This is a genomic window from Actinomadura viridis (assembly GCF_015751755.1).
GTDB lineage: Bacteria > Actinomycetota > Actinomycetes > Streptosporangiales > Streptosporangiaceae > Spirillospora > Spirillospora viridis.
The window spans coordinates 7,587,716-7,611,752 of the sequence record NZ_JADOUA010000001.1 but is presented as its reverse complement, the minus strand read 5'-3'; the positions used below and the strand labels follow the sequence as shown (position 1 = coordinate 7,611,752).

The following is a 24,037-nucleotide window of genomic DNA, read 5'->3' as shown; positions in this document are numbered from 1 at the left end:
CCGCGCCCGGCAGTGATCGGGTGCGTTCCGTGGCTAACGGACCATGCGGTGACTAGCGCCCTCGCCTCGTTCGATCAGTGCTGCATCGTGGTGGACAAGCAACAACCGCAGTACACCGCAGTGCGACAGCTCGCAAGCAACGGCAAAGCCTTGTCCAGTGCCAATCTCGATGGCTTCGATGAGATTGCACTGTCCGACGAGGACGGCAACCCTCCTGTAATCCACCCATACACCAAGCGTTTCTCCGAGGAGCTTGGTCCCGTGGCCGATGCTCCACTCCAAGATGCTGGTCCTTGGCGTCGCTACCTACTATGAGGATGATGAGGAGTTCGCTGGCGACATCCTAACTTTCCGTCCGAAATCAACTTGGATGGGGTCAGCCAACTGGACCCAGGCAGCCCGCAACCACATCGAGTTTGGTATGTGGTCAACGGATCCCGACCTGGTACGGAACAACTAAGAGTACCTGTTGTCGCTACTAACCTTCAGCGAGTCACGGGGAGTTTCGAGTATCGGACCCGAGCCCGAACTCGTCTCGGCTGTCTGGGACGACCTTGCCTTTGCCGAGTACTTTGCCGAACACCGTGATCATTACGAAGACGAGTGACAGGCACGGTCTCGATTTCCATCTACCGGTGCAGCCCTATGATCGCCCCTGCATCGCTGAAATAGACACGTGGCTAGGGGCGGTCGCTGCCGCGACGCTTCCGGTGCTCAGGCCATGGCCGGCCCTGCGCCACAGGCCCGCTCGCCCTCAAACTATGCACGGCTCCGTACGCCCCAGCCTCGTAGCCATCACCCAAGCCCGAACCGCCGGGCGCCACGACCACACCTACACTCGAAACACCACGTACGTAATCGGCGACGCTACCAGCGACGTAGAAGCCGCCCTGCAGGGCGGGAGACCAGATCATCGCCATTGCGTCCGGTAAATTTCGGCTGGCCGACTTCACGATACAGGGCCCAAATAGCGCCTGGCCCAACTATTGCAAGTCTTGTTCACTGGGCGGCCAATGGCATCACAGCTTATGGTGAGGCATTTTTCTGTCCATCCTCGCCTTGTATTTGATCAACTACGCCGCCGATTTCTTTAACGATGCCCTCCCCTGCCGTGAGAGCATCCTGAAACATGGTGGCGCCTGTCGTGAAGAACATACAAGCAGCAAGAAGGGCAAACCATGCCTTCTTCCATCGCCCAACTGTTTCCGGTGACGCATTATCGAGAGAAGTGGATGCTTGAGCAATACTTCCCATTGCTCGATTAGTCTCACGAGCCACCCTGGCGCCACCAAAGAGGTCAACATTTTCGATCAACCAGAGCACGTGCCGCAGTTGGGCAACGAGCTCACTTTTGATACTGCCACTGAGTTCGACATCATCAATTTCCTCAATAAGTCTTATCCAGAATTTACACTGAGTGGCAAGCCCTTCCAAATTTTCACCAGCTGGAGCGGCGCTAGTAGCAGAAAGACTTCCAGCAATAATGTCCGCCGCAGCTTCTAGGTGATCCAATGCCGCATCATCGATAATCGATGATGGTGGATGATTTGAAGCACTCCAATTCGCCTTCGGCTGAATCAGAGCTTGCCACCATGAAAAGGCATATCGAAGTGAACGTTCACAGCTACGTTCAGGCAGGGCATAAAGTTGCTCTATAGTGTCCGTCAGGAGAGACGCGACCTCTGAGTACCGACGCGAGAATTCATTTGATCCCCACTGTGCCTGCAAAACATTAATCCAAGCCTTTTGCATATTAGGCTCATTGGAATTACGAACACGAGAAAGGATTAGATAGAGGCGATGGGGCGCGGTATCCGCGTTGGCAACGCTCACTCATTTCACCTCTCGCGACAAGTGGCTGATATGCACACTAACTCGGTGAGTGATGGTAGCAGGTCGCGAAGGGTTGTGCGACGCATCTGTCCAACTAAGGGACTGTCAAATTGGCCCGGTTGAGATCAAGGGACCGCACCACTCAGGCCGCTCGGCTCGGCCGGTCCGTGCGTGAGGCGTGGGCGTCGATAACCGACGTCGGACCTGGCCGGCCGTGCATCGCGCCACGCCGCCAGGTTGCCTGGCTAACCGTATTCAAGGGTCACGCGCCGCCGACACACCAGTCAGCCCCACAAAGACAGGCACAGACATCACCGTTTCATGCACGTTGCCGGTCGGGCTGGAAGATGCGTGGCTCCCGGTTTGTGCCCCTGCAAACTTCGTACGAAGACATCGACCGGTTCCCCGCGGCCCAGAGCGTTACAATCAGCGCTGACGACGACGTCGAGGTGAACGGCGCTCTTGTGGATCTTATTGGTGGCGGCCTACCGCAGGTACTGCTCGAAGATGGCCACCAGCCTTCGCCACCTCAGTGGGAACTAGTTGCCGACGCGCGCGGAGTTCTACCTCCGCTTGCGCCGGGAAGCGCGGGCAGACCGCGGGCGTTAGGAGAAACGTGAAGCGTGATGATGTGGTCGGTGCCCTGCTGCGGATGGACGTTCGGCCCAGTATTCTAGAAGACTTCCCGGCCCTGCCTGCGGATGTTGAGGGATTGTTGATCTACGGGAGCCAGGCTCGCCGGGACGCGGTGCCCGGTTCGGACCTGGATGTGCTGGCTCTGGTGACGGCTCAGCGTCCCAGCACTGACTCGGGTTACGTGCACGTCAGCTACTACACCCGCGAACAGCTCTCGACTGGCATCGGCACTCTCTTCGGAGCCCATCTCAAGCGTGACGCCAAGATTGTTTGGGACAAACACGGCCATCTGACTCGTGCTGTGGGGGACATGGGCCAGGTAGACACCAAACGACTCCTGGCGCGCGCTTGGAGTATGTCTGGGCTTTTCACCAGCCTGGAACGAGACTTGCCGAAATACCTCTCTGGCCTCTTGCGTCAAGCCCGATACCTGCTACGCAGCTGCCTATACGCGCAGGCCATTGCGGATGGTGCCCCCTGCTTTTCGGTGCGGGAGCTAGCCGTCCGGCATGGAGATCCCTACTTGGCCCGCCTCCTGGCCTCACGGCAGCCAGGCGAGGCGACGGCAGCCGACCTTGAGCAATGCCTATCTCGGCTGCACGGGATCATCGGTGAGTTCCCGCCCAGCGAACACGGCTCCCTAGAGGCAACGGTCGTCAACGAGTGGGGACGTCCCAGCGACGTCCTCTCGATGGCGTTCATGGCCCTGGGTACCACCGGGACGACCTCCGACTACGCCGAGGTCGAGAAGGTTCTACTGTGAGTGCCGAGATCGCGTTTGTGGGAGACATTCACGGAAATTTGAGCGCGCTCCGGGGACTTTGCAATGTCCTTGCTGCGCGGGGTGGACCGCACGCGATATTTCTCGGCGACTACATCAACAGAGGCGCACAATCTGCCGAGGTACTGGAGGAACTCCTTGCGTACTCCGGATCCGGACGCGCCACCCTCCTCCGGGGGAACCACGAGGCGGCGCTGCTCGACGCCTTGGACACCGGGGACTTGACAGCCTTCCTCAAGATGGGCGGAGCGATGACCATTCGGTCGTACGTCGGCGCGAAAGTAGGACCCGACGTCCTCAGTGACTTCCGTGCCAGGTTCCCGAGGGAGCACTTGGACAGGATACGGCGTATGCCTGAGAACTACGAGTCGAACGACTTCATCGCCCAGCACACCCAGCCGTCCGCCTCGACGTCCAAGTTCCGGGTAAGTGCGCACGTCGCAGTCGGCAAACTTCCGAGGATTGAGCCCCAGTCGGCGCAGCTGGATACCGGCTGTGGGGCCGATGACGGCCGCCTCACGGCGCTGCTGTGGCCCAGCCTCGACTACGTCCAGGTTGACGCCCGTGGCACCATCGTGACCGACTGACCCGGCGAAGTGGCGTTCGGTCACTGGTCCAACTGGTCGATGATCCACTGGGCTCGCTGTTCGCCCTTCTCGTTCCCCATCGCCCTGTTCACTTCGAGACAGGCGCGCGCATACTCTTCCGCCTCACGTCCCCTGCCGGCAGCACGGCAGCACTGTGCAAGAAGGAGCAGGGAGATGGCCTCCCCGCGTCTGCTCGCGATCTGCCGGTTCAGAGACAAGGCCCGCTCGGCATGCGGCATGCCCTCATCAGGTCGGCCCTGGCGGAGGAGTACCTGTGCGGCCAACACCTCGGCATTGGCGTGGAGTGCCGTCGGTGGTGTGCCGCGCAGGTTCATGACCACTTCGTCCGCATAGGAAGCCGCGGTCTCCAAGTTCCCCACGCGGACCTCGAGCCTTGCCAGGTTGACGAGGGACTGGCACACGTCCAGGCCGTTTCGCAAACCGCGTCTTGAGTCGAGAGACTCCTGGAAGGTGCGCCGGGCAGAGTCCAGGTCGCCGATTTTCTGGTGCGCAAGTCCGAGGTCGTCGAGGATCCGACAGCGGACTTTCTGTGCGTAAGCGTCATCCTCGTTGAGGAGTGTCACGGCTTGCTCGAGCCGTCCGATTGCGTCGACGTCGCGGCCCTGCCGACGCAGCACCCCTGCTTGGGCAGCGAAGGCCTCCGCCGCGAGCGGTGAGTTCAGGTGCGAGGCCCCACTGATGAAGTGGTCGATGGCGCGCTGTGTTGCGATGTACGCATCGTCGAGTTCGCCGTGCCGGGCCAGGGACCGAGCGTAGGCGAGCTGCTCGGCTGGGCCGCCCAGAACGGCTGCCTCCTGGAGGGCCGCCCGCCCTGCCTCAGCCTGACCGAGGTCGACCAACTTTTCGCCGCGTAGGCGCAGGTTTGCAGCCCGCAGGACGTCTTTCCCGGACGACGGCATCAGGTCGACATGCCTATGGACCTTGGATCCGGCCAGCGCCTCCCAGGCCTCGAGACGCTCAGTCAGCTTGGCCTTGAGCTCACGGATGTCCGCGATGGACTCGTACATCACCGCGTGGTGCCGAGACATCTGCTCTCGGAGCTTCACGATTTGTTCGGCGGGCGAAGGATGGTCGAGGAAGGCCACCCACACGTCCCGCATCGGCTGCTCGGCACGACCGAGCTCGAGCAGGCCCGTGAAGAGTTCCTCCTCGCTGCCGGATGTGTATCCCCAGGGACTGCCCGACTCGCTACCCCAAGATCCCTTGAACAGCGCGACCAGGAAGTGACTCTCCCCGATGAGTTCGTTGATCGCCTCCTGCGGCCGTCGAGCAGTTCCTCGCACGCGCTCCCAGCCGACGACCTCGTAGGTCACGTTGCTCCCGCCCCCGCTCCGGGCGTTGTGCTCCTCGACACAGGTCCGAATAACCTCGCGCTCGCCCGGAAGATCGCCGGGTGAGGCCAGAAAAATACGGAGCGGCAGTGCGTCAACCATAGGCCCGACGATATCCGGCGCATTTACAGGTGTGCTTGTGAACAGCCCTGAACAAAGTTAATCTTGCTCCGATCAGAAGGACGCACTGTTTGATGCGTCCGCGTAGTCGGCATACATCTCACGCATGTCGGACTGATAGTCAGCATAGACGTGCAGTGCCGTGATGACACCCCCATGGACAATGGCGAAGGCATCGCGGAGCAGCTTCGTGAGTTCGGGGACGTCCACCGCATGCGCACTGCTCTCAAGGTGATCGGCGTAGCGGAACGCCTCTCCTGTGGGATCAAGTTGGTGGAGCCGAGCCAGCAGGCGCATGGTGTCGGCCGGGAGCCCTTCGAGCGCAAGTTCCTTGAGCAACCCGGCGAGCTGATCGGCCAGCGGCCCCAAGCGATGACGCTGCTTACGCTTGAGGTGGACGTCCAACTCATCGGGATGGAGCGATGGATCGTTGTGGCCGTCGAAGCGCACGCGCTTGGCGGCATCACGGATGGCCTGCTTCAGCGCCAGTTCGAGCGCATGCCGGTAGTTGTGCACCAGCGGTAGGAGGAGCTGATCACCGGTTCGGGGACTGCTCTGCCACTGCTTGAAGATAGCCTCGGCCGCCTCGGCGAAGCCCTCCGCCAAGCCGGCGTCACCGTCGAAGTAACCAACGTAGGCGATGTCGCGCCAGCCTCCCCCATCAGGCAACGAGCTGAGCAGATCTCCCATAGCGCCTAGCATGACGTACCGGGCGCTGTGCGACACCTTGATTTCACCTGCCCCCCGGAGATGGCCGGGAACCTATGTAGAAGGTGCAGGCTTCCCATCCTCGCCGCGAGCGACACGGACGGTGGGCCGAAGCACGAGGTACTGCCGACGAAGCTGACGACAGTACTGACGACAACAGCCCCACACAGAGGCCACCAAGGGCAGCCGTAAGGCACCGTCTACCTCGGCCGACGCTGCGCGAGCAGGGTGGTTGCTACTTCTGAAAAGCGGAAGGTCGGCGGTTCGACCCCGCCCCTGCCCACCTCAGATGACCAGCCAAAAGGCCCGGAACCAGTATCGGTTCCGGGCCTTTTGACAGCAACGGCCTCAGCCGCGCGCATCCCCCAGCTTCCCCGAGCGCCGCCCGCTTCTCATCCAGGGCCGCGTGAGCGTAGATCGTCATGGTGACCTCGATGTCGCTGTGCCCGACGATGTCCCGGACGATGTGCGGCGGGATGCCCAGGGCCAGGAGCAGCGAGACGCACGTGTGGCGCATGTCGTGAAACCGCATCGACTCCAGGCCCGCGGCCTCCCGGATACGGCCCCAGCTTCGGCGTAGGTTGTCCGGCTCCATGGGTGTACCGCGTCGGGACGGGAAGACGAGGCCGTTGTCCTCCCAGTCCTGCCACGCGTCCGCCCGTTCGGCCGCCTGCTTCACCCTGTGCTCGCACAGAGCCGTGATGCAGACGGGAGGCAACGGGATGGTCCGCTCGGAGTCGTCGGTCTTGGGACGAACGAACCGCAGCGCTCCCCCGACCCGTTGAAGCGTCCGCGCGACTTCCAACGTGGCGCTCTCGACTCCACTACCGGGCACTCGGCGCCGTCCACCTCGCCGCCCTCACCGTCGCAAGTCCGGCAGCCGACGAGGGTGACGTCCTCCCAGCGCAGGCCGAGCAGTTCGCCGCTCCGCAAGCCAAGGCAGAGCGCCAGGACGTAGAGCGCGTAGAGCCGTTCGTCACGTGCCGCCTTGAGGACGTCGCGCGCCTGATCGACCGTGGGCCCGCGGTTCACCTTTATTTTGGCGCACCGACCTTGACGAGCTTGGCCACGTTGCGTGGGATGACCTCCTCACGGACGGCCGATTCCAGCGCGTTGCGAAGCACAGCGTGAATCAATTGGACCATGCGCACGGAGGGGTGAGCCTCGCAGCACTGGCCACCCTTGAGGGCGCAGCACCGGGGCACGTCGCGGCACGCGTCGACACCCTTCTCCGGCCGCACCCGCAGCAACTCACTGTGCCGTGTCGCCGAAAAGCCACTAGACAAGCCCGTCGGACACGTCCCGCTGTACGAAGGGTCACTAAGTCATCTCATTTGGTTTGGTGGCGGTAGCTTGCGGTCGTGGAGATGGTCGAGCGGCTGGTGCCGGAGGAGTTGTGGGAGCTGTTCCAGCGGGTGGTGCCGCCTGCTCCGACGAGGCCGCAGGGCGGTGGCCGACGCCGGTACGGCGATCGTGAGGTGCTGGCGGCGATCATCTTCGTGGCCACCACAGGTTGTACCTGGCAGCAGTTGCCGCCGGTGTTCGGGCCGTCGGGCCCTACCGCGCACCGCCGTTTCACCGAGTGGAGTGCCGCGCGGGTGTGGGCCAAGCTGCACCGGCTCGTCCTGGACGAGCTGGGTGCGCGCGGTGACCTGGACTGGTCGCGGTGCGCGATCGACTCGGTGAGTGTCCGTGCCGCCAAAGGGGGGAGCTGACAGGCCCGAATCCTGTCGACCGCGGCAAACGTGGGTCGAAGATCCACCTGCTGGTCGATCGTGCCGGACTGCCGCTGTCTGTCAGGATCTCAACGGCCAACACTCACGACAAGCTCGCGCCGGAGCCGCTTGTGCGGGGCATCGCGCCGATCCGTTCCCGGCGAGGGTCGCGTCGGCGCCGCCCGGCCAAGCTACACGGCGACAAGGGTGACGACTACGCCGACCTGCGGCGCTGGCTACGCAGGCGGGGCATCACCCCGCGAATCGCGCGCCGCGGCATCGAGTCCTCCGACCGGCTCGGGCGGCACCGCTGGGTGGTGGAACGGACGGTGTCCTGGCTGAGCGGCTGCCGGCGCCTGCACCGCCGCTACGAACGCAAACCCGAACACTTCCTGGCCTTCGTCGGCATCGCCGCCACCCTGATCTGTCACCGCCGACTAGCCAAATGAGATGACGCCTTAGGTGTAGGCACTCCCGCCCGTCAGCCAATCGATGTGGCATCCTGTCGACAGGCTGATGGAAAGGTGAAATTGGCATGCGTGGTGGTCAAGGGACCCTGGAACTGCGCCCACGTTCCCAGACAGCACTGGCCATGGCGACCGTTGTGGGACTGGTCGGCGTGGTCGAGATCGTGGTCCTGATCAGCGACGTCCCCACGGTGTTCGCCCTGATCGCGGGTGCCATCATGGCCGTTTTGATCATCTTGGGAGCATGGACCTTCCTCACCGCGCGCATCATCCTGACTTCGGACGAGGTCGTCGTGCGGGGGCCTTTTATCCGGCGGCGCCAGCCACGCTCGCACGTCACAAAAGCGGTGCGTGCAACCATTGACCCAATGAAGGACCCACTCCTCGACCAGCAGAGGGGGGTGGCCGACAAAAGCCTGTTCCTGCTCGATGCGCACGACACGCTGCTCATCAGGGTAAGGGTCGCCTACTACAAGCGCCAGGATGTGGACCGGCTGGTCAAGATGCTCGGCGTGCCGTGCAGCGATCCCCACCGCTTCCGGAGCGCCAAAGAGTTCGACCAGACGTATCCGGGCCTGGTGTCGTGGGCGGAACTACATCCCTACCGGATCGCGTTTGCGGTCGTCGGTGCCATGTTCGCCGTGCCCCTGGCGGTGGCGCTCGTCTTGCTCACGACAGCATCCTGACCCGCCTCATCGGACACCATCCACTCTTCCGGTCGTGCGTCGGGACAAGTGTTCCATCCACGATCAGTACCGTGTCCGGGCCGTGCCGCTTGCCGGCCGGGGCCGGCGCGAGCAGCGGCGCCAGGTGGTCCACCACCCGGTGCGCGGCCGACTTCGACACCCCGAACAGCAACGCGACCTGCCGCAACGTCAGGTCGGTGCGGTAGTACACCGCGATCAGCAGCACCCGGTCGGCCAGCGGCAGACCCCACCGGCGGCCCGTGCCGGTCTGCTCACCACCCCCCTGCCGGCGACGATCCGTACCAGACGGCGGAACTGAGGCATCGACAAGCCCGTGAACACCGGCACCCACTCGGCCCGGTCCGCACTGATCACCTGCTCCACAACAAGATCATCGGTCCGGGCGCCCGGCCGTTACGAGACAGGCTTTAGTGCGGAGAATTCGCCGGGGCGCAGTCAGGTGGCGGCACCCAACTGTTCGGCCAGCCGCTCCGGGCCACCCTTGCTGAGCTGCCCATACTCGTCGTCGCCGAGTGCGCCGGTCTCGGGCCCGCGCCGGGCTGGAGGTGTTCACGAGCGCGGCCGAAATCGTCCAGCTCGCGATAGCACCCGCTCATATTGAGGTGCAGCGACGGATACAAGCCAGCCACTGAAAGCGTCACCCAGCTTGGGCCGCCCGCTCATCGGTGACCAGATCGGCGGCGGCAAGTGCTCTCATGTCACACATTAACTCCTGGTGCACGTCGGCCATCGCGTGGGCAAGGACACGAACATGCAGCGAGTCGCCTTGCTCGCCGCCGATATCGGCCCGGACCTGCGTGAACAACTCGCGAGCGGCTTCACGCTGACCTCGGTGGTGATGCAACTCCACCCCTGGCCGATACGGCTGATCGTCAGGTCGTTGATCATTGGCAACACCTTCACCAGCGCTGCAGCCGCAGCCAGGCCACATGTCTGGCATGGCTTAACGACCTTCAAGGTTCTGACCAGATAGTTCGCCTGGCAACCCTGACAACGATGGCGCCCGGAGAACTGCACGTGCCGAAGACCGTGAGTGGTCAGGCCGTTCCTTTCCAGCCGGCAGCGGCGGCGACCTTCAACACCCGCCTGAAGGTCTTTTCTTGCACCGGGACGGAAGCGCCCAACGTCCGGATGTGCATGCCGATCCACATCTGTCGAGCGTTTCTTCACATGACCGGAGCAGTTTCAGAGCTTGAAAAGCTTCGCGTAAGGAGCCACGATCCTGACTCGCTGCGGCCCGAAGTCGACCAGGGCGGAGCGTCCTGGATCTACCTCGACGACACGTCCGAGCCCGTACTTGTCGTGCGTGACCTGGTCGTGGAGCACGAAGTCCTGGACGGACGGCGCAGCGGGCGGGGGGCTGAAGGGGCTGGTGGGAAGGTGCCGCCGCGAGGCGGGTTTGGAAGAACTCATGACTGTAGTATGCGCCCAACTTGGCCATGCCGTAAGTTCTCTGGCGCCTGATTCTGACTTCGTCACCGCGCACCACCACCAGCGCCCGCATCACGGCCGACCTCCCGGACACGTGGTAGGCTGTCCGTAGTTGCGGTTCCCATAGACATTCTCGTGCGCCTGTCGGATCTGACGTCAGGCGCATTTTTTTGTTGTTCTGGACCTTCCGGATGGGTCATCGCGGCGTCCTCGGCCGCGCAGGGTGTGCGGCCAGGATCGACCAGAAGGAGATGGCCATGGCCACCGGTACCGTCAAGTGGTTCAACGCCGAAAAGGGCTTCGGCTTCATCGAGCAGGACGGCGGCGGCGCCGACGTCTTCGCGCACTACTCCAACATCGCGGCCCAGGGCTTCCGTGAGCTCCAGGAGGGCCAGAAGGTGAAGTTCGACATCACCCAGGGTCAGAAGGGCCCGCAGGCGGAGAACATCGTCCCCGCTTGATCTGTCGCCTGCCGCGGCGGGCGCTCCCCTGGGGGCGCCCGCCGCGGCAGAACGGCGGCACAGCACCTGAAGTACTGCAACGTCCCTCACACTGGCTCATGCGAGCCCACGGCGGCGCACGGCGCGAGCTGGACGGGGCCGTGTCGGGCTTGGGATGCCGGTGGTTCGCGCACTGCCGACAACGTCGACACGCAGGGCCCATCACGCACGCACGTCGGGCACCGTCCGACCACGGCAGACGCCACGGCGGCAGGGTGGTCGCTACGTCTGAAGAGCGGAAGGCCGGCGGTTCGACCTCGCCCCCTGCTCACACCTTCTGAGCAGCGCGAACGCCCCGAGCGATCATCGCCGGGGCGTTTTGACGACAGTGCGGACGGCAACGGCCTCAGCTGAGCACATCCCCGGCTTCCCGAGCGCCGCCCGCATCTCATCCAGGGCCGCGTGAGCGTAGATCGTCATGGCGACCTCGATGTCGCTGTGCCTGACAATTTCCCGGACTACATGCGGCGGGACGCCGAGGGCGAGCAGCTGCGAGACGTGCCGTCCTGCATAACGTCAAGGTCGACACCAGGTGGCTCTGAGAGCCGTGACTGGGATTCAACAGCGTGACGGCCCGCGCGCCATATCGTGCCCTGATGGGCAGGAGATTGCGGCTGGCGGTCGCGCAGAGCACAGTCCCGGAGGATCCCACCGACTCGGAGAGTCTGCGGGCGAGCAGTGAAGAGATCCGTACGTTGATGCGTGCGGCCAGTGATGCAGGTGCGAGGTTGGTGCAGTTCCCCGAGGGGGCCATCACCTATCCCAGCAAGCACGTGTTGTCATCCGGTCCACACGGAACACTCGCCGCCTCGGACTGGAGTCGGGTCGACTGGGACGTCTTACGCGCCGAAGCGGAGTCGGTGGCCGACCTGGCTGGAGAACTGGGCCTATGGGTGGCGTTCGGGGCGCCACATCCGTTGACGCCTCCGCATCGGCCACACAACAGCCTGTACATCGTCTCGGACGAAGGTGTGCTTGTCTCCCGCTACGACAAGCGGTACCTGTCGCACACCGAGGTCTCGTACATGTTCACCCCGGGCACGGCGCCCCTGGTTTTCGAGGTCGACGGCATCCGGTTCGGTACCGCGCTGTGTATCGAGGTCAACTTCCCGGAGGTCTTCCACGAGTACGAGCAGCTGGGCGTGGACTGCGTCCTGGTTTCGTTGATGATCGACGCTGCCGCACCCGCAGTTGTCGCGCAGGCGTACGCGACCCTCTACAACTACTGGGTGGGCTACTCCATCCCAGCTCAGTTCGGGGCAACCGCTCCCGCCGCGATCTTTGCACCTGGCGGACGACGGCTGGCAAGCTGCAACGGCGACAGCCGGCCCGGCCTGGCGATTGCAGACATCGACCTCGATGCGCAGGATCCCGATATCGACGTTGCCCTCCGCCTTGCCCGCCCATGGCGCCGCACTGCACGGGCGGGCCTGTACGACAGCCACGTTGTCCTGGGGGACGGCAGAAGCGACACACGTACTGAGTTCTGACAGGCGTAGTGGCTGAACGAGCCGGCAATGGTGGTGGGAGAGCGGCTCCGGTGCGGCGAGCAGGTGCTTCCACTCATCACGGTCCATCGTCGGGTCGACCGGCCAGCCGTTCTCCTGAACGAACATCCACCCGCCGTCTTCCCACACCGTGCCGGGCGTGCTCGCGCTCCCGCCTTCGTCGCGCCGTTCCCGTAGCAGGTGCCCTTCTGAATCGGCCTCGCAAACGCAAGTGACCGCCGCCCTCGTCAGTGAGCGGGTACCGACACGCAGACCATCGTGGTGTCCTCCAGGGCCTCGACGACCCCGGGCGCCTGCTCCGGAACGTGCACGAAGTCGCCTGCGCGCACCGTCACGGCGTCGCTCTCGGCACCCACTCGTAGCGCTCCGCTGAGCACCACCCAGACCTCCGCATAGGGGGCAGGCAGGTCGGCGCGTGCCCCCATCTGGAAGAACGACGTGTAGGCGCTCATCGACCTGCCGACCTCTTTGCCGAGAGCGGGCGCGATGAGGATCCCGTCGCCGAAGCGGACGGCGTCCTCGCCGATCGCCGAGCTGAACTTGCGGGCCCGCGAGGGCGTAACAGCCATGAACGTTTCTCCCTGTGCAGTGGTCAGGCGTCGAGCTCGGTCGGGGGGTGATGGCGTGCACCGGCGGCGCCTGGACGCTCGAGCACTCGTGCAATGGCTGGGATCTCAGGGGCCGCAAGGAACTCGTCGTAGTCCTTCGCGTCCCGGTCGAAGACAGACCACACCTGGTGCGCGTCGCCGGGATCGAAGTAGACCCAGGGCCCCCGGCAGCCATGCTTGCGCCGCTTCTCCGCGCCGACGGTCTCGAAGACCTCCAGGAACCGATCGGGGTCGGTAACCCTGGCGTTGGTGACGCTCATTACCTGCTCCTAATACCGTGCACGCCTTCCCTCCGACCGTAGAACCTCGACTTTGATTTAGGTCAAGTGCGCACCGAAGAGGGTTTATTGGGTTCTTGCGGCCAGTCGCCGCAGACCTCGACCGAGATCGTCGTGGAGGTCATCGACCTCGCCCGCGACGCCTCGTCGCCTGACGGCGACTGCGCCGGATAGCGCCGCTCGAACCGCGTCGCAGATCGCCGCGCGTCACACTGAGGGCTCAGCCGTCAGGCCATCTCAGTTCCGTTCCGTTCATGCTGTAACAGGTGCCGGCCGATGGGCCCTGGCCAGCGTCGCAGTCTGACCGGCACTGCCCGGAACCGCGGTTCGCCGGCCTGAGTGGTTCGCCCTCGCCCCTGCCCACCTCAGATGACCAGCCAAAAGGCCCGGAACCAGTCTCGGTTTCGGGCCTCTTGGACTGCAACGGCCTCAGCCGAAGGCATCCCCCAGTTTCCCGAGCACCGCCCGCTTCTCATCCAGGGCCGCGGGGCGTGGATCGTCATGGTGACGTCGTTGTCGCCGTGCCTGACGATCTTGGGCCGCCCGCTCGACCTGGACGACGTGCGTCGGCCAGTACGCCACCGTCCGACTTGCGAGGAGACCGGGACGCCCTGGTCGGCCTGTTCGAGAAGTCTGGTCAGCTTCTGACGCGCATCCCTCGTGCGACCGGGCGTAGCCCTGGACCCGTTTGAGCGGGTGCCCGCCGTGGTCGGGACGTAAGCGGCTAAGCCGTACCGCCCGTCTTTGCGGACCCATTCTCCTCGCCTGCGCCTGCGCCTGCTCTTGCGTGACCTGCGTCGTTCTGAAACCGAGCGGGGTGCGTGGGGCTTCCGTTCCTTGCGCGGAACTACACCTCGGCGAACCTCAGGATGTCGGTCGCCAGCTCACGCAGCTCCCGGTCCTCGGCGAACCTGCGCCAGCCGCCGTCGGTGCTGTACCGGCGGTCGGAGCTGAGGACGTCGCGCAGCACCCAGTGGGAGGGCTTCGCCGCGGCCCCCATCTCGGTAAGACAGCGCAACGCCGCCCACGCCACCGGGCGCCTCTCGCCCGACGCGAACGGCCAGACCACTCGGCAGAGCACCCGGACGGCGGGCTTGGGATCGCCCGTGATCCGGTACAACGCATGAGCGGCGAGGACCTGCTCCCATTCGCTCTGCCGGCCGATGTGGCCGCGGATCCGGTCGATGTGGACCGCGGCGTGCGTACCGAGGTCGGAGAGGCAGCGCCAGTGCTCTCGCAAGCCCCACTCGTCGGGTTCCTCGTCGAGCATGCCGCCGATCGCGGCGAGTGCGGGCTCGGGATCGCCGGTGATCCGCCAGTACGCCCACGGCAGCACGACGGCGGACACGCGCGCGTTCCACCCCTCGGACGGTTCGGATGGCCGCCGCAGCAGCCGCTCGATGACCGGCCCGGCGGGGCCGGCGGCGGGACCGATGGCTCCGAGTGCGAGGGCTCCCTGTGCTCGCGTCTCCGTACCGAGAAGTTCCACCAGCTCAGGAACGGCGGGCGCCGAGACCTCACCCCACTGCTCCAGCAGCTCGGCGAGGGCGCGGCGGAGTTCATGGCCGCCGTCACGTAGCCGCTCGCGGATCACCGGAAGCAGCACGCCCGCATGCTCGCGAAGAGGTGCGAGCACCTCCTGTACGGCCGGCAGGCTCGTCATGTACGACGGGTAACCGTGCACGATGGCAGTGCCGTAACCGAGCTCGCGGTCGCCGAGCCTGGCCAGCAGGTGCGGCAGGCACCGCGGGTCGTGGCGCCAGGCCAGCCCCCAGGCCGCGACATCGCTGATCCGCTTGTCGCCGTGCCGGGACAGCCGCCGGTCGTCGGACAGCCGCGCGGCGAGCAGGTCACGGTACCCGTCCGTCTCCTCGCCGGCGGCGGCGAGCACGTGGGTCGCATAGGCGCGGACGGCGCCCGCCGGGTCCGCCGTCCGCTCCGCCAGATCAGGAAGCAGCCGCTCGCCAGAAGACCGCCAGGTGCTGAAGACTTCGGCCGCCGCCTGTACCGCGCCGACCCGCCGGTCGGCGTCCCGGTGGCCGAGGAAAGCCCGGCACACCTCGGTACGCGTGGTCGCGTCGTCACCGAGCCGCCCGTCCACCCAACCGACCAACCGGGCGGCGCTCCCGCCATAGTGCTCGGTCAGCCAAGCCGGCGTCGCGCCGACCCATGGCACGTCCCGCCAGACCCCGATCCCATCATCGCCCATGGCCTCGATGAGCGTGTCCAGATCCGTACCCAACCGCTGGGCGACGATCGCCTGGTCCAGCGCGACCACCGCGGCCAGCCGGATCTGCGGGTCGGCATGTGCGCGCAGCCCCCGCAGCCAGATCGCCGTCTCGGGCAGGACCTCGGCCGAACACCTGGCCGTGAGCTCCCCGACGGCCAGGATGATCCCGATCCGTACCGCCGGATCCTCCTCACGGGAGTACCGGTCGCAGAGTGCGGTGACCACCGCATCCGCGTCCGCGGCGGCCTCTGAGAGCGCTCGTGCCAGGCTACGGCGCACCTCGACATCGGCATCGTCACGAAGTGCCAGCAGACCTGGCAGCGCCGCCCGCCAGGCCGGCCGCCAGCCGGGGTCGACATGCCGAGGCGCCGCGAGGACGGCCTGCCCAGCCAGATCTCCGAGCAGTTCCACGACCTCCCGCCGCACGGTGACCTCGGCCGCCCCGGCCAGCAGGACCAGAAACGGCAGGGCCGCCGTGGCGGCGGAGCACACGAAACCGCCCTGGTGGTAGATGTTGTTCCTCAGATGGAAGAGCGCGTCGGAGGCGTCCTGGTCATCGGCGATCCGCCGCAACAGTTCAGGTACGTCACCGGCCGATCCGTAGGCATGCCGGAGAGTGGACCATCCGACCCGGTCGAGTCCGGGGAGGGTCATGAAGGGACTTCTTCTCGCACTGGCGACGGCCTTGCCGCCGACCGAACCCATGATTCCGGATGAACGGTAGCAGTAGCCGCAGCGGGGGCTCGGCCAGATCGGCCGCGGTCAGCGCCATCCGGGCCATTTCGGCGGGATCGCCCACGGTGGTTCGCCCCGTCCCTGCCCACACCATCTGAGCAGCACGAACGCCCTGATTGATCATCGCTCGAGGCGTTGTTGACGACAGTACGGACGACAACGACTTCAGCCGGGGGCATCCCCCGGCTTTCGCAGCGCCGCCCGATTCTCGGCGAGGGCCGCGTGAGCGTAGATCGTCACCGTGACCTCGATGTCGCTGTGCCCGACGATCTCCCGGACGACGTGCGGCGGGGCCCTCAAGTTCAGCAGCCACACAGGTGTGCCGAATGTCGTGGAAGCCACGATCTCTAGACCGGCGCCCTCACGGATACGGCTCCAGGCGCGCCGAAGGTTGTCCGGCTCCGTGGGCGTACCCAGGCGTGGGGGGAAGACGAGGCCGTGATCCTGCCAGCGCGGCCACACCTCTGCCCGTTCCGCGCACTGCTTGACACGAGGCTTGCAAAGCACTCGTGCATATCAGTCACCGTTCGGAAGCGGGTGGAGTTCTCCGAGATCTTTCCAGTCAGACCAGTCGCCGTCCCGAGCCACCTGCCATATGTGCCACAAGTGACCATCCGCACCACGAACGAAAACCTCAATCCGCCCATCAGCCGAACTATGCGCAGCCGGATCACCCGCCACCTCCAACAGACCACCATTCGGAAGCGGACGATGACCACTCAGATCCTCCCAGACCGACCAATCACCATCCCGAGCCACCTGCCATATATGCCACAAGTGACCATCCGCACCACGAACGAAAACCTCAATCCGCCCATCAGCCGAACTATGCGCAGCCGGATCACCCGCCACCTCCAACAGACCACCATTCGGAAGCGGACGATGACCACTCAGATCCTCCCAGACCGACCAATCACCATCCCGCGCCACCTGCCATATATGCCACAAGTGACCATCCGCACCACGAACAAAAACCTCAATCCGCCCATCAGCCGAACTATGCGCAGCCGGATCACCCGCCACCTCCAACAGACCACCATTCGGAAGCGGACGATGACCACTCAGATCCTCCCAGACCGACCAATCACCATCCCGCGCCACCTGCCATATATGCCACAAGTGACCATCCGCACCACGAACAAAAACCTCAATCCGCCCATCAGCCGAACTATGCGCAGCCGGATCACCCGCCACCTCCAACAGACCACCGTTGGCTTTGAGACGGTGTCTACTGAGGTTATGCCAGTTGGACCAGTATCCGTTCCGCGCGACCTGCCACACATGCCACAGGTGACCATCCACACCACGAACGAAAACCTCAATCCGCCCATCAGCCGAATCATGCGCAGCCGGATCACCCGCCACCACCAGCGGCCCATCATTCGGAAGCAACCGATAGCCGCTCATATCATCCCAGTTAGACCACCTACCATTCCGCGCCACCTGCCATATATGCCACAGATGACCATCCACACCACGAACGAAAACCTCAATCCGCCCATCAGCCGAATCATGCGCAGCCGGATCACCCGCCACCACCAGCGGCCCATCATTCGGAAGCAACCGATAGCCGCTCATATCATCCCAGTTAGACCACCTACCATTCCGCGCCACCTGCCACACATGCCACAGATGACCATCCACACCACGAACGAAAACCTCAATCCGCCCATCAGCCGAACTATGCGCAGCCGGATCACCCGCCTCCGACAGGAGGTCACTCGGCATGAACATCGTCGCTTTGGGAGAATCCGCGAAATGGTCCAGAATCTCGGTGAGGCCGGGCCGTTGCCTCGGGTCTTTGGCCAGGCAGTCACTGACCAGACCGGCAAGGTGGGGAGGGAGCCGGGTCAGGTCGGGGGCTTCATGGACGATCCGGTAGACGATCGTTCCGGCCGGCCCTGTGCCGAACGGGCCGTGTTCGGTTGCGGCGAACGTGAGTACCGCTCCCAGGGCGAACACGTCGCTGGGCGGGCCGACCTCTAGTCCGATCGCCTGTTCGGGAGACATGTACCCGGGAGTCCCGAGCGCGGTGGTCGAGGTATGGGCATCATCCAGCGCACGGGCGATGCCGAAGTCGATGACGCGGGGCCCGTCGGCCGCGAGGATGATGTTGCCGGGCTTGAGGTCACGATGCACAAGACCCGCGTGGTGGATCGCAGCCAGTCCCTCCGCCAGTCCCGCTCCCAGAGCGCTGAGCGCATCGTCGGACAACGGCCCGTGTTCGCGGACGGCTTGTTCAAGCGACAGGCCAGAGATGAACGCCGTGGCCAACCACGGGGTGTGCGCCGTGGTGTCGGCGTCGACCACTTGGGCCGTGTAGAAGCCGCCGACTCGCCGGGCCGCCTCCACCTCCTTGGTGAACCGGCGCCGGAACCCGGCGTCCTCGGCCAGCTCCGGGCGCACCACCTTGACCGCGACCGGCCGCCCACCTTGAGATCGGCCCAGGAACACCAGCCCCATCCCGCCTCCGCCAAGCCTCCCCTCCAGCCGGTATGGGCCCACCATGCCCGGATCACCCGGTCGTAGCGGCTTCATCCAGAGACACCTCCCCCGAGAAACACCTATCTCTGAAACGACAAGTGAGATCATCTCAAACACCTCATCTTCGGTAGAGGCATTCCGCTGCACCTTGCGGAAGACGATCTCCTGACGGCAGCGGATACAGCAGCAGCCATCAACAACGGTCACTGACCAGCGGAACCACCATTCAAGTGCCGGCATGGCGGGACGGGTTCTCTGCCAGCCCACGGCCCGATCCGGCGGGTGCGGGGGCAGGTGCACCGTCGGAAACGTCATCGAGTCGGTGCGACATGGGGGAGGCAGGCCGGTTCAGGAGTTCCGATGGTCCGGGGCGAAAGAGGTGACGCCTTGGCCGGTCAGGAGAGTCGGACGAGCCCGGAGCGTGGGCCTCGCAGCCCTCGGCCCGCGGGCCGATGGGCACGCCGGCGCGAAGCTGTCTGTCACAACGGCCCGGCGTTCGCGTGGACGCACCCTCGGGGCGGGTGCGTGCTGAGCAGCCGTGTCAACAACGGCGTCGGATGGCCTTGGACCGGTCTGGACGGTCCGGGGGTCGTCGTGCCGGTCAGGAGACCTGTGGGCCTGAACATTGCTGACGATGAGCGCGACGGTTGCGGAAGTGATCCAGACAGTTCCAGCCGCCCTGCCCTGACTTCTCAGCTCTGCTGTCGCCGGTCATGTAAGGAGTGGTCAACGGCTGTGCCGAGTACGGGTCGAAGTTCGCGCCCCTGGTGGAAGACCCTGAATCCACGAGGATGGTGGAGCGTGAACAAAGCGAGGGCTCGCGTTCGCGCGGAGAGGAGCGCACACCAGCGCGAGTTCTCCTGTCGCACCGTCTCGCCGTTCGCGCGAATGAGCGCTCCAGTGCGGGGAGCGCCCGTGCTGGGACACGGCGGCCAACCGCCATACGTGTAGGGCGTGCAGGTCAGTGGCGAGTAGCGTGCAATCAGCGTGCATGAGGGACGGCGATCAGGGAGCAATCGCGGTCACTCGCGGGAGGTGTGGCGGGCAGGTCAGCGGGTGGTTGGGGCGGACTGAGCGGTCTATCGAGTGTGGCGAAGCCCAGTGATGTGCCGGCCGGCTGGTCGTGCGTGACCTCGTCCCACAGCCGGTGAGTGACCGTACCCGACCAGGCTGAAAGCACGGTGTTGTACCAGCGGTGACGCACTTGGCCAAGGACGCCGTAGTCCCGCCACCACCCTGGAAGGTGGGCGGCGGCGACGGGCGCCGGCCTCCGGATCAACAGAGCCGCCACGATGCTCAACGGAACGCCCCACAGCAGGAGCCCTGCCCACGTATGGCCGTAGGTGGGCAGTGGTGCCCCGACCGCGAAGGGCAGATCCGGGGCGGTCGAACCAACGACGAGCGCGACCCCGTCGAACCAGCGGGGCCGCCAGAACTTCAAGGGCATCACCGCGGCGGCATGTGAGGGGAACGTCAGCGGCACCGGGCCCATTGTTCATCATCCCCGTCCGGGAGCGGATCGATCGCTTCCGCGCGACTTCCCGGCGCTGCGCCGAATGCGGGCCGAATTCTCTGGCCTGGATTTAGAAGACGAAGTTCAGTGCAGTTCAGCGGAGGGCTGCCAATCCGCTTGCGTACTGGTGGACTGCGGCCCGAGGCCAATGTTGCCGTGTGACTCCCGGTGCTGTGACCATGGCCGGCCCTGCGCTCCGGGCCCGCTTGGCCTCCGAGTGGGTGCGGTAATGACGCAAGTCAAGCGACCTTACGTGGTCTTCCAGCGGCACATGCCACGGGCCAGGTCAGGTCGTGATGGACCAGGATTGCCGGGGGCTCGTATCGCGAGCCAGGGCTTGGGCCATGCGTGTAATGCCGGCCAACCGTGGGACGAGTGTAAAATCGCCGGGTGGAGATCGAGGAACTGCCGGATCCGCGTGTGCTGCTCTCGGAGACCGACTGGAGCACCCTGGAGGCCGCGTTTCCCGAGAGGGGCGAGGATCACCCGTCCGGGCCCGTGTTGTCCACGCCGGTGGCGTTGGCGGCCTTCACCTCGGGTGACCGGGACGCGGTGACCCGAGCTCTGGACCATCTCGACGATGGTCTGCTGCATCAGGGCACTCTCTATGGTGCGACGGGTACGGCGGCTCTCTACCTTGCTGCGCTCCTCGCCGACGACGGCAGTCGGGAGGCACTGGTCCCCGCGTGGGAGGCCGGCCGTCGGCCGTTGCGCGCCAAGTTGCTGGACTGGCTGGCGGCGGTGGCTTACACGGTCAGTGACGCTAGGGAGGAGTACTGGAAGGAGTGGGGCTTCTCGTGGACCTCCACGCCCGAGGGCCGGGAGGTCCGGGCGTTGCGCCCCGCCCTCTTCCAGGGGGTCTCCGCCTGCTTTGCCGATCCTGATCTCGCCGTTCGCGAAGCCGCCCTCGCCGCCGCGATTCCCCTGCTGGACGCTCCCGAACTGGTCCGACACCGGGCTGAGCTGATCCCTGTACTGCGCCGCGAACTCGCCGCCAGTTCCGAGCAGAGTCACCGCTTGGCCGCGATCGTCGGACTGCAGGCTTGGGGCGAGGACACCACGGCCCTGGCCGCCCACGCCGAACTCGTCGAGTACGAGCAGCGCGAGAAAGAATGGGAAGAGAAGCAGATGAGGGCGGCACTCCACGGACCTCCGGTGAACGACGAACCACCGTTTTGACCAACCCGCCCCAGCCTCAGCGGATGGCACGGCGACAGTGCGGTTGCCACTGCTGAAGAGCAGCCCCCACTGGCTCTAGTCCGAGAGGGTCACCGCGGGCGGCTGAGCACCGTGCGAAGCGGGTTCACTCCGTTGCCCCGCTTCCGCCCACAACGATGAATCGAAGCCCAGGCACGACGGCGGGGCGGTCGCCGGCACGGCCGACACCAGCAGAAGACCACGGCCGGTCTGCTAAATGCCGATGGTGCTGAGCCGTCGAGCGGCTGCCGTGACGGACGGGTGAAGGCCCTGATCGAGCCGTAGGCCGATCTAGTCTGGCCGGGCGTGGTCGGCGCAGAGCGTTTTGATCCACGCCCGGCCGGTCTCGCGGCCCGGCTCGCCGCAGACCTCGCAGGTGCGACGGGACTCGTCCCGGGCGGCCTGCAGGATCGCACTGATCCGAGTGCCGACTTCGCGGGTGACTCCGAGTTCGCCGGTGACGGGGTCGAGGTACGCGCCCAAGTTGACGTCCAGCATGCCGTACTTCTCCTTGACCTGAGCCACCTGGTAATTCGGCAGCACGGCGATGAGTTCGGCGTGGGTTCGCATCAGGATGCCGCGCCACCCTGGTCCGACATAGTCGAGGTAGTTGGGTATCTGCCTGTCGGCCACGTTCGTCATGGACCCGATTCTGCCCGGAGTGCACTGCCGAGGCGTTGCCGAATTCACCTCGTTGGGATCCAGGGGCGGCGGCGGCCTGGGCGCGGGTTCCGGTCCGGTGAGGACCAGAGAGGCCGGGGCGCCCCGCTGACGCGGGTGCGGGCAGCCACCGCACATGATGCACTTCTGGCTGTACGTTGAGTTCGTGACCTGTTGACCTTCCCCGGCCTGCCGCGTCGGGCGGCATTGCCGAGAGCGAGGCCATGCGTACAGAGGGCCGGAAAGCACCTGACGCCGGGTCGCCTTGGGATGAAATCATCCCGCTGCTGTGGATGGGCGGCCACTACTACCGAAATCCAGAGGGGACGCGGGTACCGGCCGTTGCAGGCGGTGGCTTCGATCTGGTGGTCAGCTTGTACCTGCGTGAAGGGCACGGTCCGAGCGGCGACGTAGAGCACCAGTGTGTGGAGATACCCGATGGGCCACTGACCGCAGCGCAGATCGAGGCCGTTTGCCAAACGGCCGAGTCGGTCGTGGAATCGATCAGGAGTGGCCGCCGGGTGCTGGTTCGCTGCCACTCCGGCTACAACCGGTCTGGCCTGGTCATCGCCCAAGCCCTCGTACATCTGGGCTACAGCACCAAGGACGCGATCTTCTTGGTCCGCTACCGTCGATCGAAGTGGGCGTTGAACAACTCCCTCTTCGTCGACTACCTGAACACCGGACTTGATGTCGCACGCCTGCTGACCGGCCTCGAAAGCTGAGCCGACCACGCTGGCGGCCGATCCGCAAACCCTGCTCATCTACCACGCACAGCGGCGCCGCGCCGGGCGGCACGCCCCTTCCGGGCGGCCCGGAGGTGTCGCCCTCGGCCGGGCCGCCCGTGGTCGTACTCCTGTCAGCGGTAGTCGTTCTCCTTCAGTTCGATGACCCAGGCACGCCGCTCAGCGATCTTGCCGTCGCGCATGACGAACACCTCCGCCATGGACATGCGGATCTCGCCGCCCGCGACTCGCTGCACCGTCCCCAAGAGTTCCGCCATGACCACATCGCCCTGCTCGACCATGCGCACGACCTCCAGGTGGGGAGGGTCGATGAGTTCGGGCGGGCCGTCGATGGCCTTGTCGTAGGCGTCCTTGCCGGTCAGGTGGAAAGCGCCGAAGACGGTCCACTCGATGTCATCCGTCAGGCAGGACAGGATCTGGTCGTGATCGTTCTTGCGAAAGCCGTCCAGGTAGGTGTTGACGGTGTCGATGTTCCGTGACATGCCTGCTCCTTCGAAACGGGTGCTGTCCTTGGGGCGCCGCCGTGCTGACCGGCGGCTCCAACGTGGGTAGGTCGGAGCGGCCAGAGCGTCCTCGACATCACGCCGACAAGCAATCTGAATGACAGCCGGTTCAGCCAGTTCGAAGCGGGGTCTCGCGCCCCCGGCCCTCCGCGGGCCGGAGGAGCGCTAATCAGAACGCCCCCTCAAAGCGGCTCGCGTGGGCTTACGGCGGCGGACGCCGGGTCCAGGGGCACTCAGGGGAGATGTGGAGGGCGGGTCGGCGGGTTGATCGGGATGGACCGGGCTGGCTCCGCAGCCGATAGAGCGGGTCCGGCCCATCGACCGTTCCGTGGCGAAGGCCAGGGTCACTTGCCTCCACGGCGTGGGAGCGGACCGGGCGACATGGGGTGGCTTCCTGGACGTGCTACCGGCTGATTTCGACCCGCTTGAGAGAGTGACGTCACGCGACGAAGGACTGCCGGTTCGCAGCTTGCTGGACAGCGTGCTCTCGGTCAGAGAGTGGGATCTGCGCCGGGAGGACGGCGCAGCCAACGTCGAGCAGGCATGATCTCGCCAACGCCCTGGATCGCCGTGGGCGGACCGGACATCGGCCAGGTCGAGTGCCAGATCAGGAGACGGGTGGACGGTTCTGGACGTCAACGGTATTGCTCGAAGTCGGATGCGCCCGATGACCGCTTCTCAGACTGTCTCAACGGGCCGGTACGCTCCCGCCGTCACGGACTTGGTGCTAAGGAGTGA

Annotated in this window: 23 protein-coding genes and 1 pseudogene; 10 read left to right on the top strand and 14 right to left on the bottom strand. The window is 65.3% G+C overall.

All coding sequences use genetic code 11. From position 1 onward, the window contains the following. Positions 1-48 precede the first annotated feature (48 nt). The gene (locus IW256_RS34600) at positions 49-315 is read left to right on the top strand and encodes a hypothetical protein (RefSeq protein WP_197014939.1); all 267 of its coding nucleotides are present in this window, start codon (positions 49-51) and stop codon (positions 313-315) included. 711 nt (positions 316-1,026) lie between these two features. Here IW256_RS34600 and IW256_RS34595 read toward each other — a convergent pair. Then, positions 1,027-1,833, bottom strand: coding sequence for a hypothetical protein (locus IW256_RS34595; RefSeq protein WP_197014938.1), 807 nt, complete (start codon positions 1,831-1,833; stop codon positions 1,027-1,029). Positions 1,834-2,449: 616 nt separating this feature from the next. On the opposite strand from IW256_RS34595, the gene IW256_RS34590 reads away from it, so the two are divergent. Next, entirely contained in the window at positions 2,450-3,232 is a 783-nt protein-coding gene (locus tag IW256_RS34590) for a nucleotidyltransferase domain-containing protein (RefSeq protein ID WP_197014937.1), read from the top strand. Further along, positions 3,229-3,837 (top strand): metallophosphoesterase, encoded by a 609-nt coding sequence (locus IW256_RS34585; RefSeq protein WP_197014936.1) that lies wholly within the window; start codon positions 3,229-3,231, stop codon positions 3,835-3,837. Before IW256_RS34590 ends, IW256_RS34585 begins: the two co-directional genes overlap by 4 nt. A gap of 20 nt (positions 3,838-3,857) precedes the next feature. Here the strand turns inward: IW256_RS34585 and IW256_RS34580 are convergent, their stop codons facing one another. From IW256_RS34580 to IW256_RS41750, 3 genes are all read right to left on the bottom strand, one after another. Further along, positions 3,858-5,291: a tetratricopeptide repeat protein gene (locus IW256_RS34580; protein WP_197014935.1), complete on the bottom strand. Its 1,434-nt coding sequence runs from the start codon at positions 5,289-5,291 to the stop codon at positions 3,858-3,860. A gap of 72 nt (positions 5,292-5,363) precedes the next feature. After that, positions 5,364-5,999 (bottom strand): hypothetical protein, encoded by a 636-nt coding sequence (locus IW256_RS34575; protein WP_197014934.1) that lies wholly within the window; start codon positions 5,997-5,999, stop codon positions 5,364-5,366. Positions 6,000-6,252: 253 nt separating this feature from the next. Beyond that, on the bottom strand, positions 6,253-6,852 hold the full coding sequence (locus IW256_RS41750; RefSeq protein ID WP_307829288.1) for a tyrosine-type recombinase/integrase: 600 nt from the start codon (positions 6,850-6,852) through the stop codon (positions 6,253-6,255). Between the two features lie 532 nt (positions 6,853-7,384). Here IW256_RS41750 and IW256_RS34565 point away from each other — a divergent pair. Both IW256_RS34565 and IW256_RS34560 read left to right on the top strand, forming a co-directional pair. Continuing rightward, a protein-coding gene (locus IW256_RS34565) for an IS5 family transposase (RefSeq protein WP_231405535.1) occupies positions 7,385-8,181 on the top strand; the annotation gives its coding sequence in 2 pieces (ribosomal slippage) (positions 7,385-7,727 and positions 7,727-8,181; 798 coding nt in all). Positions 8,182-8,324: 143 nt separating this feature from the next. Next, complete coding sequence (locus tag IW256_RS34560; protein ID WP_197014933.1) at positions 8,325-8,885, top strand: hypothetical protein; 561 nt, start codon at positions 8,325-8,327, stop codon at positions 8,883-8,885. Between the two features lie 25 nt (positions 8,886-8,910). Here the strand turns inward: IW256_RS34560 and IW256_RS34555 are convergent. After that, a pseudogene (locus IW256_RS34555) lies at positions 8,911-9,209 on the bottom strand (helix-turn-helix domain-containing protein); the annotation flags it as partial. Between the two features lie 448 nt (positions 9,210-9,657). Between IW256_RS34555 and IW256_RS34550 the strand changes: the two are divergent. Next, positions 9,658-9,879: a hypothetical protein gene (locus IW256_RS34550; protein WP_197014931.1), complete on the top strand. Its 222-nt coding sequence runs from the start codon at positions 9,658-9,660 to the stop codon at positions 9,877-9,879. A gap of 212 nt (positions 9,880-10,091) precedes the next feature. Here the strand turns inward: IW256_RS34550 and IW256_RS34545 are convergent, their stop codons facing one another. Further along, positions 10,092-10,319, bottom strand: a complete 228-nt coding sequence (locus tag IW256_RS34545; RefSeq protein ID WP_197014930.1) for a hypothetical protein — start codon at positions 10,317-10,319, stop codon at positions 10,092-10,094. Positions 10,320-10,594: 275 nt separating this feature from the next. Between IW256_RS34545 and IW256_RS34540 the strand changes: the two genes are divergently transcribed. Further along, a complete protein-coding gene (locus IW256_RS34540; protein ID WP_197014929.1) occupies positions 10,595-10,798 on the top strand; it encodes a cold-shock protein in 204 nt (67 codons plus the stop codon). Between the two features lie 635 nt (positions 10,799-11,433). Further along, a complete protein-coding gene (locus IW256_RS34535; protein ID WP_197014928.1) occupies positions 11,434-12,327 on the top strand; it encodes a carbon-nitrogen hydrolase family protein in 894 nt (297 codons plus the stop codon). Positions 12,328-12,572: 245 nt separating this feature from the next. Here the strand turns inward: IW256_RS34535 and IW256_RS34530 are convergent, their stop codons facing one another. The 6 genes from IW256_RS34530 to IW256_RS34505 form a co-directional block, all read right to left on the bottom strand. Continuing rightward, positions 12,573-12,914: a cupin domain-containing protein gene (locus IW256_RS34530; RefSeq protein ID WP_197014927.1), complete on the bottom strand. Its 342-nt coding sequence runs from the start codon at positions 12,912-12,914 to the stop codon at positions 12,573-12,575. A 23-nt stretch (positions 12,915-12,937) separates the two neighbouring features. Then, positions 12,938-13,213, bottom strand: coding sequence for a hypothetical protein (locus IW256_RS34525; RefSeq protein WP_197014926.1), 276 nt, complete (start codon positions 13,211-13,213; stop codon positions 12,938-12,940). A gap of 865 nt (positions 13,214-14,078) precedes the next feature. After that, on the bottom strand, positions 14,079-16,115 hold the full coding sequence (locus tag IW256_RS34520) for a HEAT repeat domain-containing protein (RefSeq protein ID WP_197014925.1): 2,037 nt from the start codon (positions 16,113-16,115) through the stop codon (positions 14,079-14,081). 246 nt (positions 16,116-16,361) lie between these two features. Further along, the gene (locus tag IW256_RS43195) at positions 16,362-16,658 is read right to left on the bottom strand and encodes a tyrosine-type recombinase/integrase (protein WP_197014924.1); all 297 of its coding nucleotides are present in this window, start codon (positions 16,656-16,658) and stop codon (positions 16,362-16,364) included. Between the two features lie 54 nt (positions 16,659-16,712). Next, complete coding sequence (locus IW256_RS34510) at positions 16,713-18,995, bottom strand: DUF8189 domain-containing protein (protein WP_197014923.1); 2,283 nt, start codon at positions 18,993-18,995, stop codon at positions 16,713-16,715. 667 nt (positions 18,996-19,662) lie between these two features. After that, entirely contained in the window at positions 19,663-20,163 is a 501-nt protein-coding gene (locus IW256_RS34505) for a DUF4184 family protein (protein WP_197014922.1), read from the bottom strand. Positions 20,164-20,583: 420 nt separating this feature from the next. On the opposite strand from IW256_RS34505, the gene IW256_RS34500 reads away from it, so the two are divergent. Continuing rightward, positions 20,584-21,372: a hypothetical protein gene (locus IW256_RS34500; RefSeq protein WP_197014921.1), complete on the top strand. Its 789-nt coding sequence runs from the start codon at positions 20,584-20,586 to the stop codon at positions 21,370-21,372. Positions 21,373-21,681: 309 nt separating this feature from the next. Here IW256_RS34500 and IW256_RS34495 read toward each other — a convergent pair whose 3' ends face one another. Then, positions 21,682-22,032 (bottom strand): hypothetical protein, encoded by a 351-nt coding sequence (locus IW256_RS34495; protein WP_197014920.1) that lies wholly within the window; start codon positions 22,030-22,032, stop codon positions 21,682-21,684. A 242-nt stretch (positions 22,033-22,274) separates the two neighbouring features. Here IW256_RS34495 and IW256_RS34490 point away from each other — a divergent pair, with 242 nt between their 5' ends. After that, positions 22,275-22,775 carry a protein-tyrosine phosphatase family protein gene (locus IW256_RS34490; RefSeq protein WP_197014919.1) on the top strand — a complete coding sequence of 167 codons (501 nt, stop codon included), beginning with the start codon at positions 22,275-22,277 and terminating at the stop codon, positions 22,773-22,775. 134 nt (positions 22,776-22,909) lie between these two features. On the opposite strand, the gene IW256_RS34485 is transcribed toward IW256_RS34490, so the two are convergent. Continuing rightward, entirely contained in the window at positions 22,910-23,278 is a 369-nt protein-coding gene (locus IW256_RS34485; RefSeq protein WP_197014918.1) for a nuclear transport factor 2 family protein, read from the bottom strand. Positions 23,279-24,037: the final 759 nt, after the last annotated feature.